Annotated in this window: 18 protein-coding genes; 10 read left to right on the top strand and 8 right to left on the bottom strand. The window is 53.5% G+C overall.

Going from position 1 to position 22834, the window contains the following annotated elements; all coding sequences use genetic code 11:
- The first annotated feature begins 18 nt into the window (after positions 1 to 18).
- From guaB to NF676_RS21880, 3 genes are all read left to right on the top strand, one after another.
- Positions 19 to 1488 carry an IMP dehydrogenase gene (gene guaB / locus NF676_RS21890; RefSeq protein ID WP_016773343.1) on the top strand — a complete coding sequence of 490 codons (1470 nt, stop codon included), beginning with the start codon at positions 19 to 21 and terminating at the stop codon, positions 1486 to 1488.
- An 80-nt stretch (positions 1489 to 1568) separates the two neighbouring features.
- Entirely contained in the window at positions 1569 to 3146 is a 1578-nt protein-coding gene (gene guaA / locus NF676_RS21885; protein ID WP_016773344.1) for a glutamine-hydrolyzing GMP synthase, read from the top strand.
- 308 nt (positions 3147 to 3454) lie between these two features.
- Positions 3455 to 4663: a tyrosine-type recombinase/integrase gene (locus tag NF676_RS21880; RefSeq protein WP_252887983.1), complete on the top strand. Its 1209-nt coding sequence runs from the start codon at positions 3455 to 3457 to the stop codon at positions 4661 to 4663.
- 69 nt (positions 4664 to 4732) lie between these two features.
- On the opposite strand, the gene NF676_RS21875 is transcribed toward NF676_RS21880, so the two are convergent.
- Complete coding sequence (locus NF676_RS21875) at positions 4733 to 5704, bottom strand: LuxR family transcriptional regulator (protein ID WP_252886769.1); 972 nt, start codon at positions 5702 to 5704, stop codon at positions 4733 to 4735.
- Positions 5705 to 5787: 83 nt separating this feature from the next.
- Here NF676_RS21875 and NF676_RS21870 point away from each other — a divergent pair, with 83 nt between their 5' ends.
- On the top strand, positions 5788 to 6009 hold the full coding sequence (locus tag NF676_RS21870; RefSeq protein ID WP_058423359.1) for a helix-turn-helix transcriptional regulator: 222 nt from the start codon (positions 5788 to 5790) through the stop codon (positions 6007 to 6009).
- A 72-nt stretch (positions 6010 to 6081) separates the two neighbouring features.
- Positions 6082 to 7383 carry a replication protein gene (locus NF676_RS21865; protein WP_252886768.1) on the top strand — a complete coding sequence of 434 codons (1302 nt, stop codon included), beginning with the start codon at positions 6082 to 6084 and terminating at the stop codon, positions 7381 to 7383.
- 342 nt (positions 7384 to 7725) lie between these two features.
- Here the strand turns inward: NF676_RS21865 and NF676_RS21860 are convergent, their stop codons facing one another.
- The 5 genes from NF676_RS21860 to NF676_RS21840 form a co-directional block, all read right to left on the bottom strand.
- The gene (locus NF676_RS21860) at positions 7726 to 8184 is read right to left on the bottom strand and encodes a toll/interleukin-1 receptor domain-containing protein (protein WP_252886767.1); all 459 of its coding nucleotides are present in this window, start codon (positions 8182 to 8184) and stop codon (positions 7726 to 7728) included.
- Positions 8185 to 8913: 729 nt separating this feature from the next.
- Positions 8914 to 9234 (bottom strand): hypothetical protein, encoded by a 321-nt coding sequence (locus NF676_RS21855; protein ID WP_252886766.1) that lies wholly within the window; start codon positions 9232 to 9234, stop codon positions 8914 to 8916.
- A 2-nt stretch (positions 9235 to 9236) separates the two neighbouring features.
- Positions 9237 to 10847, bottom strand: coding sequence for a P-type conjugative transfer protein TrbL (trbL, locus tag NF676_RS21850; protein WP_252886765.1), 1611 nt, complete (start codon positions 10845 to 10847; stop codon positions 9237 to 9239).
- Between the two features lie 190 nt (positions 10848 to 11037).
- On the bottom strand, positions 11038 to 11880 hold the full coding sequence (gene trbJ, locus NF676_RS21845; protein WP_252886764.1) for a P-type conjugative transfer protein TrbJ: 843 nt from the start codon (positions 11878 to 11880) through the stop codon (positions 11038 to 11040).
- A 228-nt stretch (positions 11881 to 12108) separates the two neighbouring features.
- The gene (locus NF676_RS21840) at positions 12109 to 12474 is read right to left on the bottom strand and encodes a TraK family protein (RefSeq protein WP_252886763.1); all 366 of its coding nucleotides are present in this window, start codon (positions 12472 to 12474) and stop codon (positions 12109 to 12111) included.
- Between the two features lie 837 nt (positions 12475 to 13311).
- Here NF676_RS21840 and NF676_RS21835 point away from each other — a divergent pair.
- The 4 genes from NF676_RS21835 (at position 13312) to NF676_RS21820 (ending at position 16533) form a co-directional block, all read left to right on the top strand.
- Positions 13312 to 14430 carry a nucleotide kinase domain-containing protein gene (locus tag NF676_RS21835; RefSeq protein WP_252887982.1) on the top strand — a complete coding sequence of 373 codons (1119 nt, stop codon included), beginning with the start codon at positions 13312 to 13314 and terminating at the stop codon, positions 14428 to 14430.
- Positions 14431 to 14432: 2 nt separating this feature from the next.
- Entirely contained in the window at positions 14433 to 15332 is a 900-nt protein-coding gene (locus NF676_RS21830) for a nucleoside triphosphate pyrophosphohydrolase family protein (protein ID WP_252886762.1), read from the top strand.
- Positions 15333 to 15394: 62 nt separating this feature from the next.
- Positions 15395 to 15892: a TIR domain-containing protein gene (locus NF676_RS21825; RefSeq protein WP_252886761.1), complete on the top strand. Its 498-nt coding sequence runs from the start codon at positions 15395 to 15397 to the stop codon at positions 15890 to 15892.
- 2 nt (positions 15893 to 15894) lie between these two features.
- The gene (locus NF676_RS21820) at positions 15895 to 16533 is read left to right on the top strand and encodes an Nmad2 family putative nucleotide modification protein (protein ID WP_252886760.1); all 639 of its coding nucleotides are present in this window, start codon (positions 15895 to 15897) and stop codon (positions 16531 to 16533) included.
- A gap of 58 nt (positions 16534 to 16591) precedes the next feature.
- Here the strand turns inward: NF676_RS21820 and NF676_RS21815 are convergent, their stop codons facing one another.
- A complete protein-coding gene (locus tag NF676_RS21815) occupies positions 16592 to 18916 on the bottom strand; it encodes a patatin-like phospholipase family protein (RefSeq protein WP_252886759.1) in 2325 nt (774 codons plus the stop codon).
- 328 nt (positions 18917 to 19244) lie between these two features.
- On the opposite strand from NF676_RS21815, the gene NF676_RS21810 reads away from it, so the two are divergent.
- Entirely contained in the window at positions 19245 to 19448 is a 204-nt protein-coding gene (locus NF676_RS21810) for a hypothetical protein (protein WP_252886758.1), read from the top strand.
- 169 nt (positions 19449 to 19617) lie between these two features.
- On the opposite strand, the gene NF676_RS21805 is transcribed toward NF676_RS21810, so the two are convergent.
- Positions 19618 to 22746 carry a membrane-targeted effector domain-containing toxin gene (locus NF676_RS21805; protein ID WP_252886757.1) on the bottom strand — a complete coding sequence of 1043 codons (3129 nt, stop codon included), beginning with the start codon at positions 22744 to 22746 and terminating at the stop codon, positions 19618 to 19620.
- Positions 22747 to 22834 lie beyond the last annotated feature (88 nt).

Below are 22834 nucleotides of genomic sequence, written 5' to 3'. Positions count from 1 at the left end.
CGCTCGGGAGCCCCCGCGATGCTGCGTATCAGCCAAGAAGCTCTGACATTCGACGACATTCTCCTAGTGCCCGGTTATTCCGAGGTACTTCCCAACGAAGTCAGTCTCAAGACCCGTCTTACCCGTGGCATCGAACTGAATATTCCTCTGGTTTCTGCCGCCATGGACACCGTTACTGAAGCCCGTCTGGCAATCGCCATGGCTCAGGAAGGTGGCATCGGCATTATCCACAAGAACATGACCATCGAGCAGCAAGCTGCCGAAGTGCGCAAGGTCAAGAAGTTCGAAGCCGGTGTGGTCAAGGATCCCATCACCATCGAGGCCGATGCCACGGTGCGTGATCTGTTCGAACTGACCCGTCTGCACAATATCTCCGGCGTTCCGGTCCTGCACGATGGCGACCTGGTCGGCATCGTCACCTCCCGCGACGTACGTTTCGAAAACCGTCTGGAAGCCACTGTCCGCGAAGTGATGACGCCTAAAGAGCGTCTGGTCACGGTCAAGGAAGGCGCCGACAAGAACGACGTCCGTGAACTGCTGCACAAGCACCGCATCGAGCGCGTGCTGATCGTCGACGACAAATTCGCCCTCAAAGGCATGATGACCGTCAACGACATCGAAAAAGCCAAAGCCTACCCGCTGGCCAGCAAGGACGATCAAGGTCGTCTGCGCGTTGGCGCTGCGGTCGGCACCGGTAAAGACACCGGTGATCGCGTGACTGCACTGGTCAATGCCGGCGTGGACGTGGTGGTGGTCGACACCGCACACGGTCACTCCAAAGGCGTGATCGACCGCGTACGCTGGGTCAAAGAGAACTTCCCTGAAGTGCAGGTGATCGGCGGCAACATCGCCACCGGCGCTGCCGCCAAGGCCCTGGCCGAAGCGGGCGCCGACGCAGTCAAGGTCGGTATCGGCCCTGGCTCGATCTGCACCACCCGTATCGTCGCCGGTGTCGGCGTACCGCAAATCAGTGCCATCGCCAACGTCGCCGCTGCCCTTGAAGGCACTGGCGTACCGTTGATCGCCGACGGCGGTATCCGTTTCTCCGGTGACCTGTCCAAGGCCATCGTGGCCGGTGCGTCCTGCGTGATGATGGGCTCGATGTTCGCCGGTACCGAAGAGGCCCCGGGCGAGATCGAACTGTTCCAGGGTCGTTCGTACAAGGCTTATCGCGGCATGGGTTCGCTGGGCGCCATGTCCCAGGCCCAGGGCTCGTCCGACCGTTACTTCCAGGACTCCTCGGCAGGTGCCGAGAAACTGGTCCCGGAAGGCATCGAAGGTCGTGTGCCGTACAAAGGCACCCTGAGCGCGATCATTCACCAGTTGATGGGCGGTCTGCGTTCCTCGATGGGTTACACCGGCAGCGCCAACATCGAAGAAATGCGTACCAAGCCCGAGTTCGTGCGGATCACCGGTGCCGGCATGGCCGAGTCCCACGTTCACGACGTGCAGATCACCAAGGAAGCGCCAAACTACCGCGTAGGTTGAGGCTTCCAGCAAAACGTTAAATCACCGGGGCTGTTCATTCAGCCCCGAGTTGTTTCTGATTCACTACATGAGAATGAGTCATGGCCCTCGACATTCACGCTCACCGCATCCTGATCCTCGACTTCGGTTCGCAATACACCCAGCTGATTGCCCGCCGCGTGCGCGAGATCGGCGTGTACTGCGAACTGCACCCGTTCGACATGGACGAAGATGCGATCCGCGAATTCGCCCCTAAAGGCGTCATCCTCGCCGGCGGCCCCGAGTCCGTGCACGAAGCCAACAGCCCTCGCTGCCCGCAGGCGGTGTTCGACCTCGGCGTTCCGGTGTTCGGCATCTGCTACGGCATGCAGACCATGGCCGAGCAACTGGGCGGCAAGGTTGAAGGTTCCGAACTGCGTGAGTTCGGTTACGCCCGCGTTGACGTGGTCGGCAAGAGCCGCCTGCTCGACGGCATCGAAGACCACATCGACGCCGACGGCCTGTTCGGCCTCGACGTGTGGATGAGCCACGGTGACAAAGTCACCAAGATGCCGGAAGACTTCCACATCCTCGCCAGCACCCCGAGCTGCCCGATCGCCGGTATGTTCAACGACGACCGCGCCTACTACGGCGTGCAGTTCCACCCGGAAGTGACCCACACCAAGCAGGGCGGGCGCATCCTCTCGCGCTTCGTCCTCGACATCTGCGGTTGTGAAGCCCTGTGGACGCCGTCGAAGATCGCTGAAGACGCCATCGCCAACATCCGCGCTCAGGTCGGCACCGACAACGTGCTGCTGGGTCTGTCCGGCGGCGTTGACTCCTCGGTGGTTGCCGCGCTGCTGCACAAAGCCATCGGCGATCAACTGACCTGCGTCTTCGTCGACAACGGCCTGCTGCGTCTGCACGAAGGCGAGCAAGTGATGGCCATGTTCGCCGAGAACATGGGCGTCAAGGTGATCCGCGCCAACGCTGAGGAGCAGTTCCTCAACAACCTGGCCGGCGAAGCCGACCCGGAAAAGAAGCGCAAGATCATCGGCCGTACCTTCATCGACGTGTTCGATGCCGAATCCTGCAAGCTGGACAACATCAAGTACCTGGCTCAGGGCACCATCTACCCGGACGTGATCGAGTCGGCTGGCGCGAAAAGCGGCAAGGCCCACGTGATCAAGTCGCACCACAACGTGGGCGGCCTGCCGGAAGAGATGAACCTGAAACTGGTCGAGCCACTGCGCGAACTGTTCAAGGATGAAGTGCGTCGTCTGGGCCTGGAACTGGGCCTGCCGTACGACATGGTCTACCGTCACCCGTTCCCGGGCCCGGGCCTGGGTGTGCGCATCCTCGGTGAAGTGAAAAAGGAATACGCCGACCTGCTGCGTCGTGCCGACCACATCTTCATCGAAGAACTGCGCAAAGCCGACTGGTACCACAAGGTCAGCCAGGCGTTCGTAGTATTCCAGCCAGTCAAATCGGTCGGCGTGGTCGGCGACGGCCGTCGTTACGCCTGGGTCGTTGCCCTGCGTGCCGTAGAAACCATCGACTTCATGACCGCACGTTGGGCGCACCTGCCTTACGAACTGCTGGAAACTGTCAGCGGCCGCATCATCAATGAAATCGAAGGCATTTCGCGCGTCACTTACGACGTGTCGAGCAAGCCGCCGGCGACGATTGAGTGGGAATGATGGGACGTCCGGCATTGTCCGGCACTAACTAGCAAGAAATGCCCTGGAGCCCGCGTAATTGCGGGCTTTTGGCTTTTTGGGTCTGGCAAATTCTGGCAGCTTTGTGCATCGCCAAGCACCGTGTTTATGTGGCATGGTACGGGGCATTGACTGAGCCAAATGCCATGCTTGGTACTCGATACCATGTCACCTTGGTAGGGATGGACATGGTATCAAATCTCACGATTACCCCGGTTTTATTGGGCTTTACCGTGGTGCATGAGTGCTTTTCTGAGCATGGTATTTTTTCCATGGAATCCATAACTGCCATGTTGACCGATACCAAGCTGCGTAATCTCAAGCCGAAAGAAAAACTCTACAAAGTGAACGACCGCGACGGGTTGTACGTGGCCGTTACTGCTGCCGGTTCCATCTCATTTCGCTACAACTACTCCATCAACGGCCGTCAGGAGACCATCACCTTTGGTCGCTATGGTGTGGGTGGCATCACACTAGCTGAAGCCAGAGAGCGCCTGGGAGAAGCTAAAAAGATGGTTTCGGCAGGCAAGTCACCTGCCAAAGAGAAAGCCCGTGCCAAAGCACGCACCAAAGGGGCAGAGACGTTTGATGCGTGGGCTGAGAAATGGCTACGCGGGTATCAGATGGCCGACTCAACCCGGGACATGCGCAGATCTGTTTACGAGCGCGAGCTCAAGCCGCAGTTCGGCAATCAGAAACTGGAGGAAATCAATCATGAAGATCTGCGAACGCTGACTGATGCGATCGTCGAGCGCGGAGCTCCAGCGACGGCAGTGCACTCCCGCGAGATTGTGATGCAAGTGTTCCGGTGGGCGATTGAGCGTGGCCAAAAGGTCGAGAATCCGGCTGATTTGGTACGTCCTGCAAGCATCGCTAAATTCGAGCCACGTGACCGGGCTTTAGGGCCTGACGAAATCGCGTTGATGTATCAGTACCTGGAACGCATCGGCACCGCCTCATCCGTGAGAGTCGCCGCTAAGCTGCTGTTGCTGACCATGGTTCGCAAAAGTGAATTGACCAATGCTACCTGGAACGAAATCAATTTCAGCGAAGCCCTGTGGACCATTCCGAAAGAGCGGATGAAGCGGCGCAATCCCCATTTGGTGTTCTTATCTCAGCAGGCGCTGGATTTTTTCATTGCTCTGAAGACGTTTGCCGGTGGTTCGGATTACGTCTTTCCCTCTCGGTACGATTCCGATTTGCCAATGAGCACCGCGACGATCAATCAAGTGCTGACGCTGACCTATCGGCTCGCGCAGAAAGAGGGGAAGCCGTTGAGCAAGTTCGGACCGCATGATTTGAGGCGGACAGCGAGCACGCTGTTGCATGAAGCGGGTTATAACTCAGACTGGATTGAGAAGTGCCTTGCGCACGAGCAGAAGGGCGTACGGGCCGTCTATAACAAGGCTGAATACCGCGATCAGCGTCGGGCGATGTTGCAGGATTGGGCGGATATGATTGACGAGTGGACGCTAAAAAAACCACGTGCGAAGGTTTGATTTAAGAGCCCGGTTCGGCCGCGTGAACCGCTGTTGATTGTGTGTTTTGGTTGACACTAAAACGAGCTACTAACCGGATCGGTGTGGCTGACTCAACCAAAATATCTCTGGGATTGAGGCAATTGCTTTGGATACCGCTTGGCGTTCGATACCCAGCCTGCGCGCAATCGCTGATTGATTGAAACCAAGCCGTTGGAGCATGAGTATCTGTTTTTTTCTATCAGATAATCTTGAGTCCACCATAAGCCGCGCGAGGCCCCGTAACTCTGCTTCCTCTGCTAGCGTTAACGTTTGGCCAAGCATGTAGCTCTGTATGTAGCTGTCAACCAACTCGTCACCCGATTTCGCCTGTGGAGTACCTCTCGAGGCGCATTGGCGGCTGACTCTGGCTAATTCTAGGTCGAATTGCGCTATAGATCGTTTCGCTTTTCTGTACGCAGGATTCCATTCGCCATCCGGTAACTTAGGGCGATGAGCCGCGCAATAAAGGTTGCTGAGGCGCAGTTTTTCATCCATGCCGCGTTGGCCATCGTCGCCGCCGGATTCGGCGAATGTGGCCAGCTCAGCAAGCGTGCCGCAAAATCTACAAAAAACTTTTAAGCGTTGACCATTCAAGCCACGAACATTTCTTTTCGCTGGTTGCTTGCGCTTGCATGCCCATACCAGCTCTATCAGCGTTTCGAGTGTGGCGATAAATCGCTGATCTCTCTTGGACTGCTGGTCTTCTGTTAGGACAAAAGCTCTTAGCAATCGGCGCTGTACGCGAACCATGGCTTCAGCACCAACCAATCGCATGATCTCACTGAATGCTACGCCGGTACCGGCTCCTGGTACGTACCCCAGATAGCGCGACGGGAGTGTTGCTGTATACGTAGCAACAACGGGGTCGATGAGTTCTTCTACAAGGCGAGCGATGGGGTAACGCTTCGATGCTGCGGAGTACGGCTCCCAGCAATCTCGAAATCGTTTGATGGCATCTGCGACGGTGGGGTCGCATCCCTTCCAAATGGCGATGGCTGAGCTATTTTTCATGTCAACCATTTTAGCCAATCATTCCGTCGAAGCAAGCGGCACATAGGGGCACGATCAGGCACACATTTGCTGTGACTGATAGAGGCCGAGGTATGCACGTATCAACGAACAGAACTCTCATCGACAAGAAGACGCTTCTAGCGATGATCCCGCTGTGTGAGCGCACGATTTACAACTTTGAAAGCAAAGGTCGATTTCCTCGCCGCATTGCGATCAGCAGTCGCAAGGTGGTCTGGGATTTGGCTGAGGTCGAAGAATGGATTGATGCTTGCAAGGGTTCAGGTCCGGCTCCCAGACCCGGAGTTGGAGCCTGAATAGTGGGGATCGGGCCCGACGTAGGGCCCATATCTCAGCTTGCGCTGTTCAGTTCTCATGGCGAGGCGCAGATGTATCACGACAGCAGCAGGAGCGGGTTTTTCTCGCTGCTGGTTGACGTGCATGGAGAAAAACGCCAGTCCTCTCACCTGTTAGCGGACATGCCGACCATTCTCAATTTGGTGGATAAAACCCGCGACACATGGATGTCTCAAGCAGAGTTCATCCGCCCCAATCGGCGAGTTGTGAACCTCGCCCGTTTGGGGCTGTTGTTCACCGATCTTGATACCTACCGCATACCCGCCCTTGCCGGGCGCACGCCTGACCAACTGGCGGCGTCGGTGCTGTACTTCTGCGACGAAGAAGGATTGCCGGCACCATCGCTACTGATCTACAGCGGTCGGGGTATCCAAGCGAAATGGCTACTCGACGGCACTATCCCGCGTCAGGCGTTGCCCCGCTGGAATGCGTGCCAACGCTACCTAGTGGATCGCCTCGCACACGTCGGTGCCGATCCGATGGCCAAAGACGCAAGCCGCGTTCTACGAACCATCGAGACAGTCAATAGCAAGAGCGGCGAGGCCTGCCGCGTGGTTCATGTTACGAACGACACCGATGGCCAGCCCGTGCGCTACAACTTCGAGTATCTAGCCGAAGCCCTGCTACCAACCGCCCGCTGGACAATCGAGAGTCAGCGGCAGGAACAGGCCGAACGGGTCAAACGCAAGCCTAAGCCTTTCCTTTTGGTGCCCGGTGGTAAAGCTGACAATCTCCGCGGATTCTCCGGCCGCCAGCTTGCGTGGGATCGCCTCGAAGACCTCCGCAAGCTCGCCGAGCTGCGCGGCGGCGTCAACGAAGGCAGCCGGATGCAGCACCTATTTTGGCGTTTGAACTTCCTGCTACTGTCGGGCGCGACCAACAGCAAGCAGATGTATCACGAAGCCTCGGCACTGGCCCGCGAGCTAGATCCGCAGTGGAATAGCCGCTCTCAAGAACTGATGACCCTATTCAGCAAGGCCAAAGCCTACGAATCGGGGGAACGGGTCTGCTTCGGAGGGACGGAGTACGCACCGCTCTACACGCCCAAGAACGACACCCTGATAAACCTGTTCAGAATCACTGCAGACGAGCAGCGGCAGCTAAAGACTATCGTTAGCCATGCCGAAGCCGCAGAGCGTCACAGGAGGCGCGAGGAAGGCCGCAGACGCGCAGCCGGGGCCGTAGACCGTCAGACCTATGAATCTACCTCCCTGAGCCGCCAAAAACCTTGGGAGACACTTGGGATGAGTCGCCGGAGTTGGTATCGAGCAGGTAAACCAGTAGTGGTAGAGCCTGAGACAAGTCCATGCGTATTACCCAGAACGAAGTCTTGAGGCTGTTGATCTGGGCCAGCCCAAGCTACCCCAGAACGGGTTTAGGTTTGTTGAGGGGGGCACTTGTAGCTGGCACAAGTCCGTGCGTATTACTAATGGCGAAGCCTCCATGCTGTTGAGGGCTGCCCATTAGCATTGACCCAGAGGATATTCAGGTGCGGCAATAGGGGGACTGAAAGGTGTTCAAAGTACGTGCGTATTACTACTAGCGGAGAGGCTCTCCAGGTTTTGTCGGGCACAACCAGACGGAAGATCGTGCTCCACTTATCCGTCTGTATACGTTTCTTCTACCGATCAGGACGCCCAATCCGATAGCTGCTAGTAGCGGCGACGCTAGCGATCCTACGCATCACTAGACTTCAGCAAATCTGCGATCTCAGAAGCAATCTCATCAATGGTATGTACCGCGGTGCTACGGGCTACCTTATCAGCGATCGAGGAGCTGAAATCCATCACCTGCTGCTTCGTAATGTTGTGCCAAATCGGCAGAAGAACCTGTTCACCTGAAACAGAGCGGGTGACAATTCCGTCAAGCTCGTAGTTGGTCCATCCCTTCTTGATGAAGGCGGGGGAGAGAACGACAAGCCCTACGCGGCTATTGGCGAGGCCTTTATCAATCTTCTGTCTTAGGCTATCCCCTATGCGTAGGGTCATCTCGTCGAACCACACCTTGAGGCCAGCAGCAACCAAGGCATTGGCAAGGGGCCTGACAAAATCGTCTTTGTCCTCAGACGCATGAGATACGAATACGTCATAGGTTTGCCCGTCAGATTGTGCCGGCGTTGGAACGTCGCTACGCACGAGGCTTGGTACTTCTGATAGTGGACGCCGATATATTTCCGGCACCGCACTAGACAGTACGCGCGACGTCCGTCCACCGCCACCGCCACCGCCACCGCCACCGCGCGACGAGGATGATGTTGAGGATGGGTAGGGTTGCGAGCGCGCCCCATAGCTACTGTAGCGATTTCTGCATGCGGGACAATTAGCTGCCGCGCTCGCGGAGCGGTGGCCGTTTCTAGGTGCTGTGCATGTCGCCATATCAGTTCTATCTCCCAGAGCGCAGAGTTTGCGCATTGTACGCTGGCCAACCTCACGCAATGGCGAGGACGATGGCATTGGCAGGACAACCCTACGGTTAGGCGCCCCAGGAAGAAAAGGCTCTTCCAAGTGCATCTGCTGAAGGATCACTGATATCACTGTGCCTACGCAAGCTCGAATCATGTCAAGGTCCGCTGTCTATCTCACACGGTCATTCGGACTGATCCTGGACGCCGATAGCGGTATAAAAATGCGCTGGCGAGGTCAGGTCTTGCCCTTGCCAAAGAGCGTAGAGCTATGTACAGATTCGTCTAACGTATTTGCAGAAGCGCCGCTGGATCGGCCCAAACCGCTCTATCTTAAAGAGCTTATTTGATGGGCATCAGGGAATCGAAATAGTCCCACACCGCCCTACAGAGGCCTGATAGATCTAGGGCGAGCAACCAAATCCAAGCACTTGGACGGGGCGTCTGTGACGCAGGCCAATGATTAGAGATCGTCAGTGTTCTCTCGCTTCTGTGCTTCCTGTGCAGTTCGGATGGCCTTCAAAACTTGCTGGTTCAAGATGGCGTTATTCTTGTTGCCCAGCAAAGGTAGGCGATTCAGAGCCTCTGCCCCGACAAACATGCGATATGAAGCTGACAGGGCGAGCGGGCTAACGCGAAGCTGCAACGCCGTGTACTGACGATCCAACTTATCTAGCTGCGGCCCGTAACCCTTGCTACGCAGCCACCGGCCGAGTGCCCACATGCCGATGGCGAACGTAAAGGCGAAGACTACGAATCCAGCGAACATCAGAAAGCCGATCATGATTATTTCTCCGTTTTTTCGTTGTTGGAGGCCGTACCCGGCACACTCAGCGAGGCTAGGCGACCATTAGTAGGGCTTGCGTCTGAGGCTGGACGGATCACGTTGGAATCCCCCTGCTCGGAGTCAGCGGCTAACTCTCCGCCGCTGTTTGGAGCGGCCGAACTGGCCTCGCTATTTGAAGGTGGGGTTGATCCAGCACCAAGGGATAGGCCGTGCGCATTCTCCATGCCCGGTACAGCCATTGAAGCCATCACCCCGAGCACCTTCGCACCTCCATTCGCCGCTTGAGAAAGGACATTTCCCGGTCCTTCAGTACCCCTTTCTGGTGTCTCTTGCTGTTTGTCTTTGTCGTCGTTGTCTTGCATTGCCTTTCCAGCCTGCTTGGCAGCCTGCTGTACGCCGCTGTTATGTTGCTGGGCAGGACTAGGCCTCGCATTAGCGGTACTGCCCCCTACGCTCGATCCTGCTGATGTAGAGCCCTTGAGGGCTGCGCCGCCACCAGTGCTGGCACCCACTCCAGAGGATGCGGCGTTGCCCATTGACGCTGCTGCACCGGTGCCGGAGTTTGCCGCACCTGCAAAGCTGGAGTTGATAGCGCCAGCCAATCCTCCACTACCAGCCGCCCCTGCGGCACTTGCACCACCACCGGCAGCGCCAAGCACACCAGCGGCGGCGGGCGCTGCGGCACCGGCCGTGGCGATGGTGGCGACTGCGGCAGCAGCACCGGCTGCGCCAGCCGCAGCCATTCCGCCGATGGCCGAACCTCCGCCCATCGACGTGCCGCTGATCATCCCGCCAATCAGTTCGGGAATAGTCTTGGTCAGATAGGCGCATACCAGAGCCAAACCCGCCAAGGTCATCAGAGACGCTTCGTCATTGGTATAAGCCGCTAACCAGGACTTAGCCGACGTGACAATAATTCCTACGATCAATGTTAAGACGAACAGCTTGGCACCTACTGCAACAACGAAGCGGAGTGGTGCAATTGCAAAATCGCGAGTCCATTGCGAACCACCGAAACCGAAGAACAGCACGGAGGCATTGATGATGACGTATGACTCTACAAGCGTCACAAACATGAATGCCGCGATAAAGGCGAAGCAAAGTAAAACTAAGCAGCCAACAAGCGCTATAAGGACTGCTTTACCCGGAGAAAAAAGTGAAATTCCCTCCACGATGGTGCGTGAGAAGTTGACGGCCACCGCGAACATATCACCAGGCTGAAGCGCACGGCCCAATCCGCTAGCTGTACCCGCAGCTTCTCGGAAACTGTCCACTACGGCTGTCGCCCATGGAACGGAATGTTCAATGACTGCGTAGAAAAAGCCAATGACCATGAAGAAGCGGATCAGTTCACCGACAACTTCGCCTAAGTCCGCTTGTTTCATCACTAAAGGCATGAACGTCCAAACCAATTGGATAAGAGCGAGAGATGCTAGTAAGTGGAGTGCATAACCCTGAAGCCGTGGTGACCATTCACTTGCGGCTTGATAGAGCATCCGCAAAAGCCCGTTCATTTCATTGCTTTGAGTTACATCTCCTGCTGCCATCGCGCTACCGGCCGAAAGCAAGAGTATTGCACTAACGAGTAGTAGAAATGCTGAACGTTGCATAGTTAAAAATCCTCAGACGGGCCCCAGTTGTTTTTCCGTGCTTCAAAGTTCTTATCCGTATCTGATTGCATCGACCGCTCAACAGCCACGCAATCGGTGCGGATAGAAACAATGAACCCGGATAGAGCAGAGCCACCAAGAGCAGATACGATGCACAACCCAGCGATCAGAGTTTTAGATATAAACATGTTTAGAAATCCTCGGAAGGCCCCCAGTTATTTTTACGGGCCTCAAACTTTTGCTCGGCAGCTTCGCTAGCAGCCTTCCGGTCGTCCTGCAGAGCCATATAGTTGCCTTGCATGTTTATTTGCGTGGCCAGTAGATCGCGCAGTTTTTGCAACTGCTGAACGTTCTGCGAGGCTATCTCGTTGCCTGCCTGAATGGCTTGCATCCGGCCCACGGCCGACTGTGAGCGAGCCACCATTTGATCGAGCTGGGTATCCTCAGACTCGAAAGTGCTGGTGTTTAGGTCGGCCGCTTCAAGGGCCGCTTTTACGCTGTCGCGGTTTTGCTCTGACCACTTCTGATAGCGCTCACCCGCCGGTACATCTGCCGAGTTTGCAGCTTGATTCAGATAGGATTGAAAGCCGGGAAAAGCCGTATTGAACTGCGAGTCCATGTTCTGGATCTGGCGGCCTAGAGACTGCGAGCGGGTGTAGATGTTGACCACTTTTTTGAGATCGGCCGCGACGCTGCCGAACATTGAACTGGGCAAGCTGGTGCCTTGAGTGACCATGTTCTGATACTGCTGAATTTGCGTCTGTAATGTCTCTGCGGTGTTCAAGGCGGTATTAACGGCCTCGACGTACTCGAACATCTGCTGATAGAACGTCGAGCAGTTCGAGCAATAGATGGCGTAAGCCGGGGATGGAGCGATGTACATGGCCAATCCGAAAAAGACGGCTGCGGCAATTTTGGCACCATAGGCCGCCTGACGACGGAGTTTCCGAGCAGGAGCAATGGGCGTTTCGCGCAGGGGAATTGTTGCCTGCGGCGTTTTGGCGATAATGGACGTTATGATTTTTTGGTGCATTTCCCGGCCTCTATCAGTCACTTTGTTCTGTGCCTGATCGTGCCCGGACATGCCGGTTGCATCGATGGAATGATTGGCTAATTAGGTTGACATGGGGAAGATCGATTCGTGGCGCTTATTTGTCCAATCCACCCTGTTCGGAAAGTGGTGAATATTGGGCTTCTACTTGCAGTACATGCTTCGGGCCGCTTGAAGATGTGCAGCCGAAAAGGCTAAACCCTTAGAAGGCTATATAAGATCATCACGGTTGTTGCCGCTGCTTGGGTCATGCCGGAACCCAGGTCGGGGCTTCGATATAGGGGCTGGTACCGTTGGGGTGCCGGACTGCATTTGTTCTGGCACCGGCGCTACCGGAATTGTTATTTCGTCGGGAATTGTGGGCTGCTGGGCGCCACGTTTGGTCGGCTTGCGGATGTACTTTCCTACGTACCGAGCGAACTGGCTGTAGCTCAGCCCCGTGTTATCTCCGCCGTGGTTCTCATAAACGACCGTCACCGGCCAACCGGCTTGAATGAGAGCTCGAAATTCATCGAGGCGCGCTAAAAACGCCACCCGCCCCGCGCCAGTAAGCCCTTCTTTTGGTGTCTTCATCATCGCAAACTCCCCTTAAGCATGGTTGCGCAAGTATGCGCAAAAAATTAGTTAATTGTCATGCGTAATCCAGCGTATAGATGCGCAGATATGAGTAAGAATGCTAGATATGATCCGTTCGCAGAGATACGCATGCGTTAGCGTCGAATCGGACGGCAAGATGTGTGTTGTAGGCCTACGCTGCTCCGCAGCTAGGGCCTCCACCACCTACCCTTACTCGCCTGCGGCTCGACGGATCTTGCTCCGCGAGGCCAGCAGCCGCTGCCGCGTCTAAGGGAAAAACCGCAACGGCAACAACAGAAACACCATGACAGCCGACACCAAAGAAAAGGCACCGGCTTGCCGAGGTGGTAAGTCAATTGAGGTTCGGCAAATGCTGAGGAAAGGGCTGCGATCACAGATAAGGCAAACAAGGCTGGTATGCCCTGGTCGGGCTACCTGCGTCTCTCGGTTTAAGCACGCCCATCCGGTCGGTGGTTGACCATACCGCAGGGGCTGATCTGGCCAAGGTGACTGTCGACCTCCGACAGGGCACTGGACCGCTGAAGCTTCGGCTTTTAGAGAAGCGAAGCCAAGGCGCAAATGCGGTTGACGTAGAGCTAGTGATGGTGGAGTTTGGAGAGCTGCAAGCTGGTATCCATGCAGCAACGAACGGTGTACTGGAACCGATGTGAATCGGCGCTGAGGCAGTTATGTGCTGTTTTTACAGGGTGCACATGATGGGAAGGTTCGGCTGGAAGTGTTGCAGATTACGTCGCACGCTTGTTGCAGGGAAGAGTATATTGGTAGGTGATGCCTCGATTCGCCACGGCGAGTCCACCACAATGGAGATGGCGCGTGATGGTTGCAATTGAGTTCGACGGTAAGTATTTTGAGTTGCGCTCAAATGTTCAAAGTAGCACATCTGAGGTGTCTAAAAAACTTGAGGTGACTCCAGTATATGAAAGTTATTGGAGGTTTGCTGCTGAGCGTCAAAAAGTTTTTAGGAAGAGATTGATTGGATCTTCTGGGCCTTGGACTTTTGATCCTGTTATTTTGGCTCATAAGTTTACAAACGCATACCGCGCCTCAGATCGAGTTAGCCAATATTTAATAAGGAATGTAATTTATCGCACTGATCTTTGCGACTCTCCGGAGGAGGTGGTTTTCAGGATCCTGCTGTTCAAGTTTTTCAATAAAATCGAAACTTGGGAGCTTTTGGAAAGAGAGATTGGAGCTATAACGTATCGAAGTTATAGTTTTGATGCATACGATAGAGTCCTAAGCCGAGCCATGCATGCAGGGGGACGGATTTACTCGGCCGCCTACATCATGCCTCCGGGGAGTTCCGCATTTGGATATCCATCGAAGCATCAAAATCATCTCAAACTGCTTGAACGAATGATGGATGAAAAACTTCCGAAAATTTTGCATGGCTTGGGCAATATGCAGAAAGCATTTGAAGTCATCCGAAGCTATCCTACTATCGGCAATTTTTTGGCATATCAGTTTGTGACTGATATAAATTATTCTGAAGTCACATGTTTTTCAGAAATGGAATTCGTAATGCCTGGGCCTGGCGCTCTAGATGGTTTAAAAAAATGCTTCAAAACTACAGCTGGGGTCGATGAAGCACAACTAATACGGATGATGGCTGAAAATCAGGAGCGTGAATTTGAACGCTTGGGTATTGAGTTTGACTCATTGTGGGGAAGACCACTTCAGCTAATAGATTGTCAGAACGTTTTTTGCGAAGTTGATAAGTACGCCCGTGTTGCTCATCCAGAGATTTTAGGTCTCTCAGGGCGTACTCGTATTAAACAGAAGTTTTCTCCGACTGGCTCGTTGGACATGCCATGGTATCCACCTAAATGGGGGATCAATGACCGGGTTGCGGCAGATTTTAGATCGCTTGAGTTTTCAGAGGGCCGATCATCTTTTCGCGCTACCACCCAGGCAGCGTTGAACTTGGAGTGTTAAAAATGGACTTTAACTATTATCAGCAGCTTGCTCAATTAACTGATCGTGTTCCTTCAAAGAGTGCAGGAGCAACGGGGATTGACTTGATGGTTCCGTTGCTAGGTTTGGCCGGCGAAACAGGAGAGCTTCTTAGCGAATATAAGAAGCGTCTGCGAGACGGCGATTCGCATTTGCGGTTTAAAGAAAAAATTTGTGAGGAGTTGGGCGATTTGCTTTGGTATATCGCGAACGTGGCCGAAAAGTCTGGGCTCAGTCTTGAAGATGTGGCGCAGAAAAACCTAGACAAGGCTAATGGGCGTTGGGGACACGGCGACACCAGTGCCACGGTATTTGACGAAAGCTTTCCAGAACAAGAAAAATTGCCTAGAAAATTTGAGATTAAGTTGGATGAGGTCAACGTTGAGGGTAAAGTTAAGATAAGAATGCTAATGAACGATGTGCAAATTGGAGATTATCTAACGGACAATGCAGATGATCCTGACGGCTATCGATTTCATGATGTATTTCACCTTGCCTATATCGCAGTTCTGGGGTGGTCGCCCGTGATCCGTAGTCTTATGAAGCGTAAGAGAAAAAGTGCACCTGATATTGATGAAGTTCAAGATGGAGGGCGCGCACAGGTTATAGATGAGGCTGTTGTTGCTCTCGTGTTCGATTATGCGAAAGAGCACAATTGGCTTGAAGGGGTAACGGCGCTTGACTATAAGCTCTTACGTACTATCAAAGGTGTTACTTCTCTTTTGGAAGTGAAGGCGCGCTCGCCGGGAGAATGGCAGAAGGCTATTCTTCTCGGGTTTGAAGTTTGGCGTAAAGTTTTGAAATCTAATGGTGCTCGATTACTCATCGATCAGGATTCTAGGTCTATAACTTATGCTGAAGGTGTAGAGGCTAGCATGGTTTAAAGCGGTTCTTGTTTTATTGATTCCTCGTTTATTAAGTTATGGATGACCTTGAGGGTACGGTAATGAGCAAATCTGGAAGTCGTAGGCATTTGTTTATAAGTCACCACCACCGTGACGACGCGCTAGTTGACAAGTTTGCCAAGTTGCTTGGGTCGAAGGGTTGGGACATTCGTAATAGCTCAATTCGTGCCAAACCTGCTAACCAAGAAAGACTTGATAAAGGAATGGTCAGGGAATCGACAATAAGGCGGCTTCTTCGAATGAAAGTATCCTGGGCATCAACAGTTGTTGTTTTGATTGGCCAGCAGACACACCAGCGCCCTTGGGTGAATTGGGAAATTGATCAAGCGCACGCTCAGGGTAAGCGGATTGTGGGGGTTTACGAGCAGGGAGGCAAAGAGTCGGATATACCCGCAAGTTTAGAGAAGTATGCGTCCGCAATAGTTGGCTGGAACTCAGATAGTATTATGAGCGCTATTGATGCTGGGGAGAATGCTTTCCAAAATCCAGATGGAACTGTGCGTGACACTGTTAATGGAGCAGCGAACTCAGAGTGCTAGCGATGACGAAAGTATATATGTATGTAGTGGATCGCGATTTTGGTTTTGCTCCGAATCCGTTCCATGGTCTTTGTACGTTAGCTACCTGTAAGCCTCGTACTCGAAGAGTGGCCAAGGTGGGTGACTGGATCGTCGGGATGGGGGGAGGGAGACTAAGGGCTACTGGTAAGTGTATTTTTGCAATGAGGGTCTCTCATTCGGAAACTTTTGATGGTTATTGGAGCAATCCTTTATATAAAGATAAAAAACCGTTGAGAAATGGCAGTAAGAAAATGATTGTAGGGGACAACATCTATTGGAAACAGGATGGTGACTGGCAGCAGCTTAACTCGCATCACAGCTTTTCAGACGGCTCGCCTAATCCACACAATATAAAAAATGATACGCAGACTGACGTTGTTTTAATTTCGGATTATTTTTTTTACTTTGGCGCAGGTGCGGTTGTAATTCCAGAAAAAATACTTAAGGATCTGGGGTACGCTAATGGAAGAGATCATCGTAAATTTCCGCTTCATCAGGCGCAGCCTCTAATTGATTATCTAGAACGTGAATATGACGCCAATCGATTATATGGGGATCCTTATGACTTCGAATTGGCGAAGTCTCGTTATTCGGCGGAAAATAATAAGGTGACGGTTTAAGGTTCTTTGGGGATGATTTTCTACAAAATGCCCGGGATTGCTCGGGCATTCTTTTGGATTAAATATTATCAGCGGATTCGAGCATGTTTTTAGCTAATTGTTTGAACCACTCTCTGACATCGGCAGGGGTCGTGTTTTCGTCCAACAATGCTTTGGAGAAAACTCCTTCCGCTACGTGTACCCCAAGCTGTCTATAGGCTTCAAATTGCTCTTCAGTGTAAAATTGATCTAAAGTAGATTCGTGCGGGAAGTCGGGGCTTATGGAGCGATAACGCTTAAGCAGTTCTGTTTCGTCTCCGGTCAACGATAGTTTTAGGTATAGCATCAGACCAATAGCTTCCGGCTTCCCTGGCCCTGCGTCAGGATAGTGAACTCTTAGAAGATGAGAGTGAGTTCTACTAAGGGTTGACTTTGGATCAAGCCGGATGTCATCAAGCCTCGGTTCAAGTCGTACACCAAAATCAATCTGAGCGTGCCTAACTAATGTCAATTGTCCCTCAAATGTTGAGCGCGGATCGGCCTCACCGTCCACGCACACGATAAATTTACAACGGCGGCGGAGAAGCTCATAGAGGCCCATGTTCTCAATATGTCCGCCATCTGAGAGGTTCAGCCAAGGATTATTTTCATTCATGCCGATGCCGGTCATTTCACGGAGAAGACATAAAAAGCCGGGAGAATTCTTGCTTGCGATTTTAGGATTACTTATCCAATAGCCCAGCCTTATGTTCAATAATGTCATCAGTGCCGACACACTAGAAACAGAGGTAGGGCCCATCTGGGGCGAAACTGCTGCCCCGGAAATAGCCATTGCAGTCGCTAGATCAACTGCGGCACCGTTACTTTTCCATTGGCTTGTAGAGGAATAGCCGGTCGCTGCTGAACCGCACCAATGTTTTGAAAAAATAAAGAAATCTCCACGTCGATCTCTAAGAGTGCGATTTTTGCTGGAGGGTAAGTTTACAGTTGTGTTGATTAAATGATACGGTGCTCTATAACTGGTGTTGACAAATTCCAATGGTAGATCGTCAGATTTTTTATCATTTTCCACAAATGTCTTTGCGAGCTGGTCTCTATAAAGTTTGTGTAGGCCGGTCAGATTTATGTTCAAGCATAGTGAAATAATGGAGCAGGTTGCAATAATTAATATAAGCAGCACTTGCCCGCTAAGCCAAGAGATTGTCGAAACCTGGGAGAGACTTCCCACTGCTCTGAAACTGTACAGTAGTGCAAGTGAGACTATGGGGACGATAACAGCAGCTAAAATTAGGGAATATTTTAGAAGTATGTTTTTAGCGCGGAGGCTATTAAATATTGGTATAAATTTCGCTATTAATGGGATTGCAAACGCTAGCGCCGCTAAATAAGTTGCAGTCTTCCAGTTATCGGAGGTGACCTTCCCTAGTGAATCATATCCCTTGCTTACTATGAACGTTAATAGTGCGATCGTTATGGTGCCTGAGCCTACAGCAACTATACTACTTCCGGCTTTGGCACCCCATCCGAAACGCAAACCTATACCATAGGAGATTATTCCGATTATACTAGCACCACCGGAAACTCCAGCAATCCAAAGCCAAAAATTTGGGATGTTTAGCATGGAAGTATAATTGCTAACTAAAGCTATAGCTGCAATTATGCCTATCGGTGCTGATAGGTTTAGTATAAGTCCTGCTAGGGCCCCCGTTACCATCATCCATCGTTGCTTTAAATTTGCAGCGCTTAAATATTTTGCGTTTTGTCTGATGTGGCGGACTGGGTCAGTGTCTGGACCGTATGGCTTGCTTATTGCCTCGTAGCCTTCTTTTTGACTAAGCGTTGATGTGATAAAGCTTCCTATGTATCCGCCTCCGGATACGGTTGAAAGATAGTCGAAGTCTTTCATTAGCTTTTTTTCAGATAATACTTGGACGACACCGAGACAAAATGTCGCTGATCGGATACCCCCTCCGGATAGCGATAAGCCAACTGCGTCAGTTTTATCAGTTTTATTTATGCTGTAATGTTTTCGGCGGGCTTGAATTTCAGCAGCTTCTGATGTGTTTATATCGCAGAAATTATGTACCTTTCCAAGTGTATCATTCGGAATGCCGAACTCTATCGGGATGAAGCATTTTTCCAAGTCGTCAAAATTTACTACTGGTGGGGTAATCTTATCCTTGCAAATTCCACCATAGGCCATCAGTTGTAACTGTTCGCAGAAATCAATCAGTTTCACTCTTAGAGCATTAAGATCTATGCGAAATTCATTGGCCCCGTCTTTTGAGTCCAACACTCCGGCTTGATGCGCCCTATGCCACTTCGCGGTCACTGGGCGAAGTTCAGTGTTCAGCATGTCCGTGGTGATTTGTGAAAAATCTTTGCACCCTGGGAATGCTTTCATAACATTTCTGGCCAGCCCAAAGATTTCCCACAGGCTCTCCAATGCTCGTGTCTCAATCCCATATTGGTATGGCAGCGGCTGCACGGCAATGCGGGTTCGGAGCTCGGATAGCAGGGAGTGCGCGGCCAACTGGTCTGGGGTCAACGGTGACGGTACACTGGTCATCCTTAATCATTCGTCCTTTGCCGCTTATCTTTTCGGATGGCTTTTGGCCTCTAGCGTTGAGCTTACTCGCCGGTCTGTAAAATGGCGAGAGAGCTTTGGTGCCGGGGGATGCTCATCAGGACGGAGGGGCTATTGGTCCTCGATACATAACAGGTTCATTGGAATGAAAGACCGGTCCCATGACGAGGTATTGGCTGAAATCTTCCGCACTGACCCCCGCTATGTCGCCGCGCTACTTCGAGAGGTGCAGCGGGACGGCAGCGAAGCTGAGCTTAAAATTTTTTTGCGCCAGTTGAACCATGCGTTTAGCCGGGACACCGCACATTTAGCGCTCCTGCCCATAGAGGATGCAATAAACAAGAGCTAAATGGTATTTTCAATGGTACCGCATGAAAACGTACTGATATTCACCCGAAAATATTGACGTTTTATGGCTAATTGATAATAGAGTGGGAATGATCCTGCTGCGGTTCGAATAACGAAAAACCCTTGGCGTGAAGCCAAGGGTTTTTTCGTTTCAGAGCCCTGATAACTGATCAGGCGGGTAAACGACTTTGCAGGGTCATGCCGAGCTCGATCAGGCGCTCGGCTACTGCGGCGATGTCGCGGAAGACCATGCCGGTGATGCGACGCATCGACTGGTCCCAGATATAAAACCGGCCATCTGCGGTGCAATGCACCCTTGTTTGCACGATGTTGCTGGCGCTGTTGCGCCGCACGAGTGTGTATGTGCTTGGTTCTGTTTTCCGTATCACGAACATGCCATTGCGAGGCAGAAGCTTTTCCAGCGTTGCATCATTCCATGGCGGCACGGGGGCCTTGACCTGCAATCGCAGGTCAGCGAACAGAGGGTCGAAGGCGCTGTTTGTCGTCGCCCCGTTGTAAAACGGGCCGCGAGCGACTTCCACTCCCGGGTCGATCCTGAGGTCGGCCACCTCGTCGGGCCAGACTTCTTCGATGCGCAAACCGATGCCGCCCCGGAGTTCGCTTATGCCTGCCAGATCTCTGAAGGTATTGGTATTCGTGGCATCGACCAGAGCCACCCACTTGCCGGGTCTGTTGAGCAGCTTGTCACGCTCCATGATCTGCGTTGCGAGGCGCGCCTTGATCATCTGCTCTTCGATCGACGTGAGCGGGACTTTCAGCGTGCAGGTTTCTGCTGCATCCAGTCCATGAACCCGGACGCCATTGGCTTGGGCAGCCCGGATCAATTCGAGCATGTTGAACCGGTTCTCAGGGTCAGTGCCCAGGCTGGACAAATAGGTACTGAGGTCTTCTGACATGTCCCCCGACAGGTAGAAATGGTTGAGGTCATCCTGGGCGAAATCACTCAGCAACCCACGCACGTAGAGGGTTTTGATATGCCGCGCGAACTTGGGCATGTTCTCGATCATGAAACGCGTGCTGGCGATGCGATCGAGGGTTTCACCGACGGCCAGTCCATCAGTATTGGCAAAGATGAGATCAATCAACTCATCAATCTTCATCTGCGGACTGACGGGCGGAATGACCGGGCGCTGGGGCAGGTTGATCCATTTCAACTCCCGGTAGAATGCTTCGGCGTCGTTCAGCAGAGCCGTGCGTTGTTCGCCGAAATGGGCCACGTAGCGGTCGGTCGCCAGCAGATAGCGGCGCCCGGCGCTTGTGGTCTCGGCGGAGGCGTTGGGCAAGTTCATTGCCCATCTTCTCATTCCGGGTATTTCCGTCTCTGAGATACCCTTGAGCTTCGTAACCGGGCGTAGCGGACACGGAACGCCTGGAAGCGGTTCGACGCGTGGCAGGTCCACCGACGGTGTTGCCTCGGTTGAGCTCACATCAGTCTCCGGCAAACATGCCTTGCCCACGCATTGACCGCCTCCGCGCAGCCGCAGCGCTGGCATGCGCTCCCACTTGCCGGCGCTTCCCAGGCGGACCGGCAACGAATAAGCGAACTGATTGGGACGCTCGGGATTGATGATTGCCCAGTTGCCACCGTCGTGCGAGTCGGCGAAGTAGCGCACGTAATAGGCGGCGCCATCCATTTCGATGGCATGACCGGGTTCTTTGTCGAGGCGGTAGATGCCTTCGTATTTCCCCGGCGTCGCCTCTACAGCGTGTTGCGCAAGTAACTCGTTGCATCGATAGCTGGCCGGTACTTGCGCAAAAGTCGAACCTTGCCGCGGAGCAGGCGTAATCAATGGCTCAGTGACATCGACGAATGCCGTTTCGCCGGGGATTTCGTTTGCCAACTCGCTGGCAGTTTCATTGGACGACGTGACGGGCGGGGGATCCAGAGGCGGCAATGACCGTGAGTCAGCCGAAGTAAGTTCGATCAGCCCGCGCATCTCTTCAGCCTCGGCATACTCAACCTGTGGCCCAACTTCCAACTGCGCGCCAGTGCCAATCAGGAACGGAACATTGAATACGGTTTCGATAGCGCTGAGCACCGCACCGATAACCCCGGCTCTACGCTCGGTCGCCGTAATGCCGTTGATCGCCTGATCGATGTTCAGCCCCGTGTTGACGACGCCCGCCCCAATCAACGGCAAAGCTGCAGGCCAGCCCACGGCCGCCATCGGGCCGAACACTTTCAGCCCGGCGCTCAGATAGCCGGTCCAGAGTTTCTTGCGCAGGTCACTGTTGGACGTGAGCACCAGATGCGCCTCGGCAACCATGCCCGTGCGGGTCGACTCGCTTAACCACGTGAAGGCGTCACCGCTGATCGCAACGTTGCTGCGGTTGATCATTCGATGATCGCTGTGGCCCCAGGTGCTCACCAAACGGTTCATCAGATCAGTGAGGTTCTCGGTGATGTGATTGCTGTCAGCCAGCGAGAAGTGGTTGAGAAACAAAGAGCGTTTCTGCTCTGAATTCATCTGCTCAAGCAGCCACCAGTGCAGATCCGCGGCAGTGTCCATCAGCCGAAAGGCCTGGGCCTGTCCCGGCAGGTAAAGGGTCTGCCGGCCACTGTCTTCGACCAGACGCAGCACGTTGGTGGCGACGTGACCGTCCAGATCCAGCGTGCGCACTTGCGCGCCGACCGGGTACGTCGATCGGAGCATTTGCAGGGTTACCGGCCAGCTTACGGGGCCGATCAGCGAGGTGACGATGCGTTGAAAATCATTGCCGTCAACGTCCCCCTGTTGCAGTGCCTGCACCGCCTGACTGAGAAAATTGCACTTGGCCAGGGCGCGGAAATCGTCCGACGAGGTTTGCCAGAATTTGGTCAATTGACCGCTGTAACGCGTGCTGAAATCAACGGCCCAGAATGCCTTCAGCACATCGCTGCCAAGCAGTCGCACTTCGTTGCTCTGATTGAAATTCTCCGCGTCCGGGCCATCCGAGTAGAAGCCGCAGTAAAGGCCCAGCAAATCTGCGTTGTCTTGGTCGGTGGCGCGAAATCGATGAACGACCAGTTGCGTGAGGGTGAGCGTTTCATAAGGCTTTTCCAGCAAGTGCTCCCAACCGGTAAAGGTCAGCGTGCTGCTTTGCGCCGTTTTGAAACGATGGAAATAAACCTGGTCGGGATCAAGGCCAGATAGGCCCTTGGCGGTCAGCAGTTCGATCGCGACTAGCCGGGCCTCATCCAGCAGGCTTGGGCAGTTCTGCACAATGGTAGTGGCGATGGCTTTGAGGGCGGTTTTGTCCGCTGCGTTTGGCAGCAGACGACGTTCGGCAGTGGTCATTCGGGTGTTCATCCTTGAGACACAAAGGCAGAAGATGGCCCATGCGCTCAAGGGGAGGGTGTTAGCCGGTTATCGCGTGTTGTCCTTT

This window comes from Pseudomonas siliginis, from assembly GCF_024072275.1.
Taxonomy (GTDB): domain Bacteria; phylum Pseudomonadota; class Gammaproteobacteria; order Pseudomonadales; family Pseudomonadaceae; genus Aquipseudomonas; species Aquipseudomonas siliginis.
Note: the sequence above shows the minus strand (reverse complement) of the source record. Positions and strands in the feature narration are given on the sequence as shown.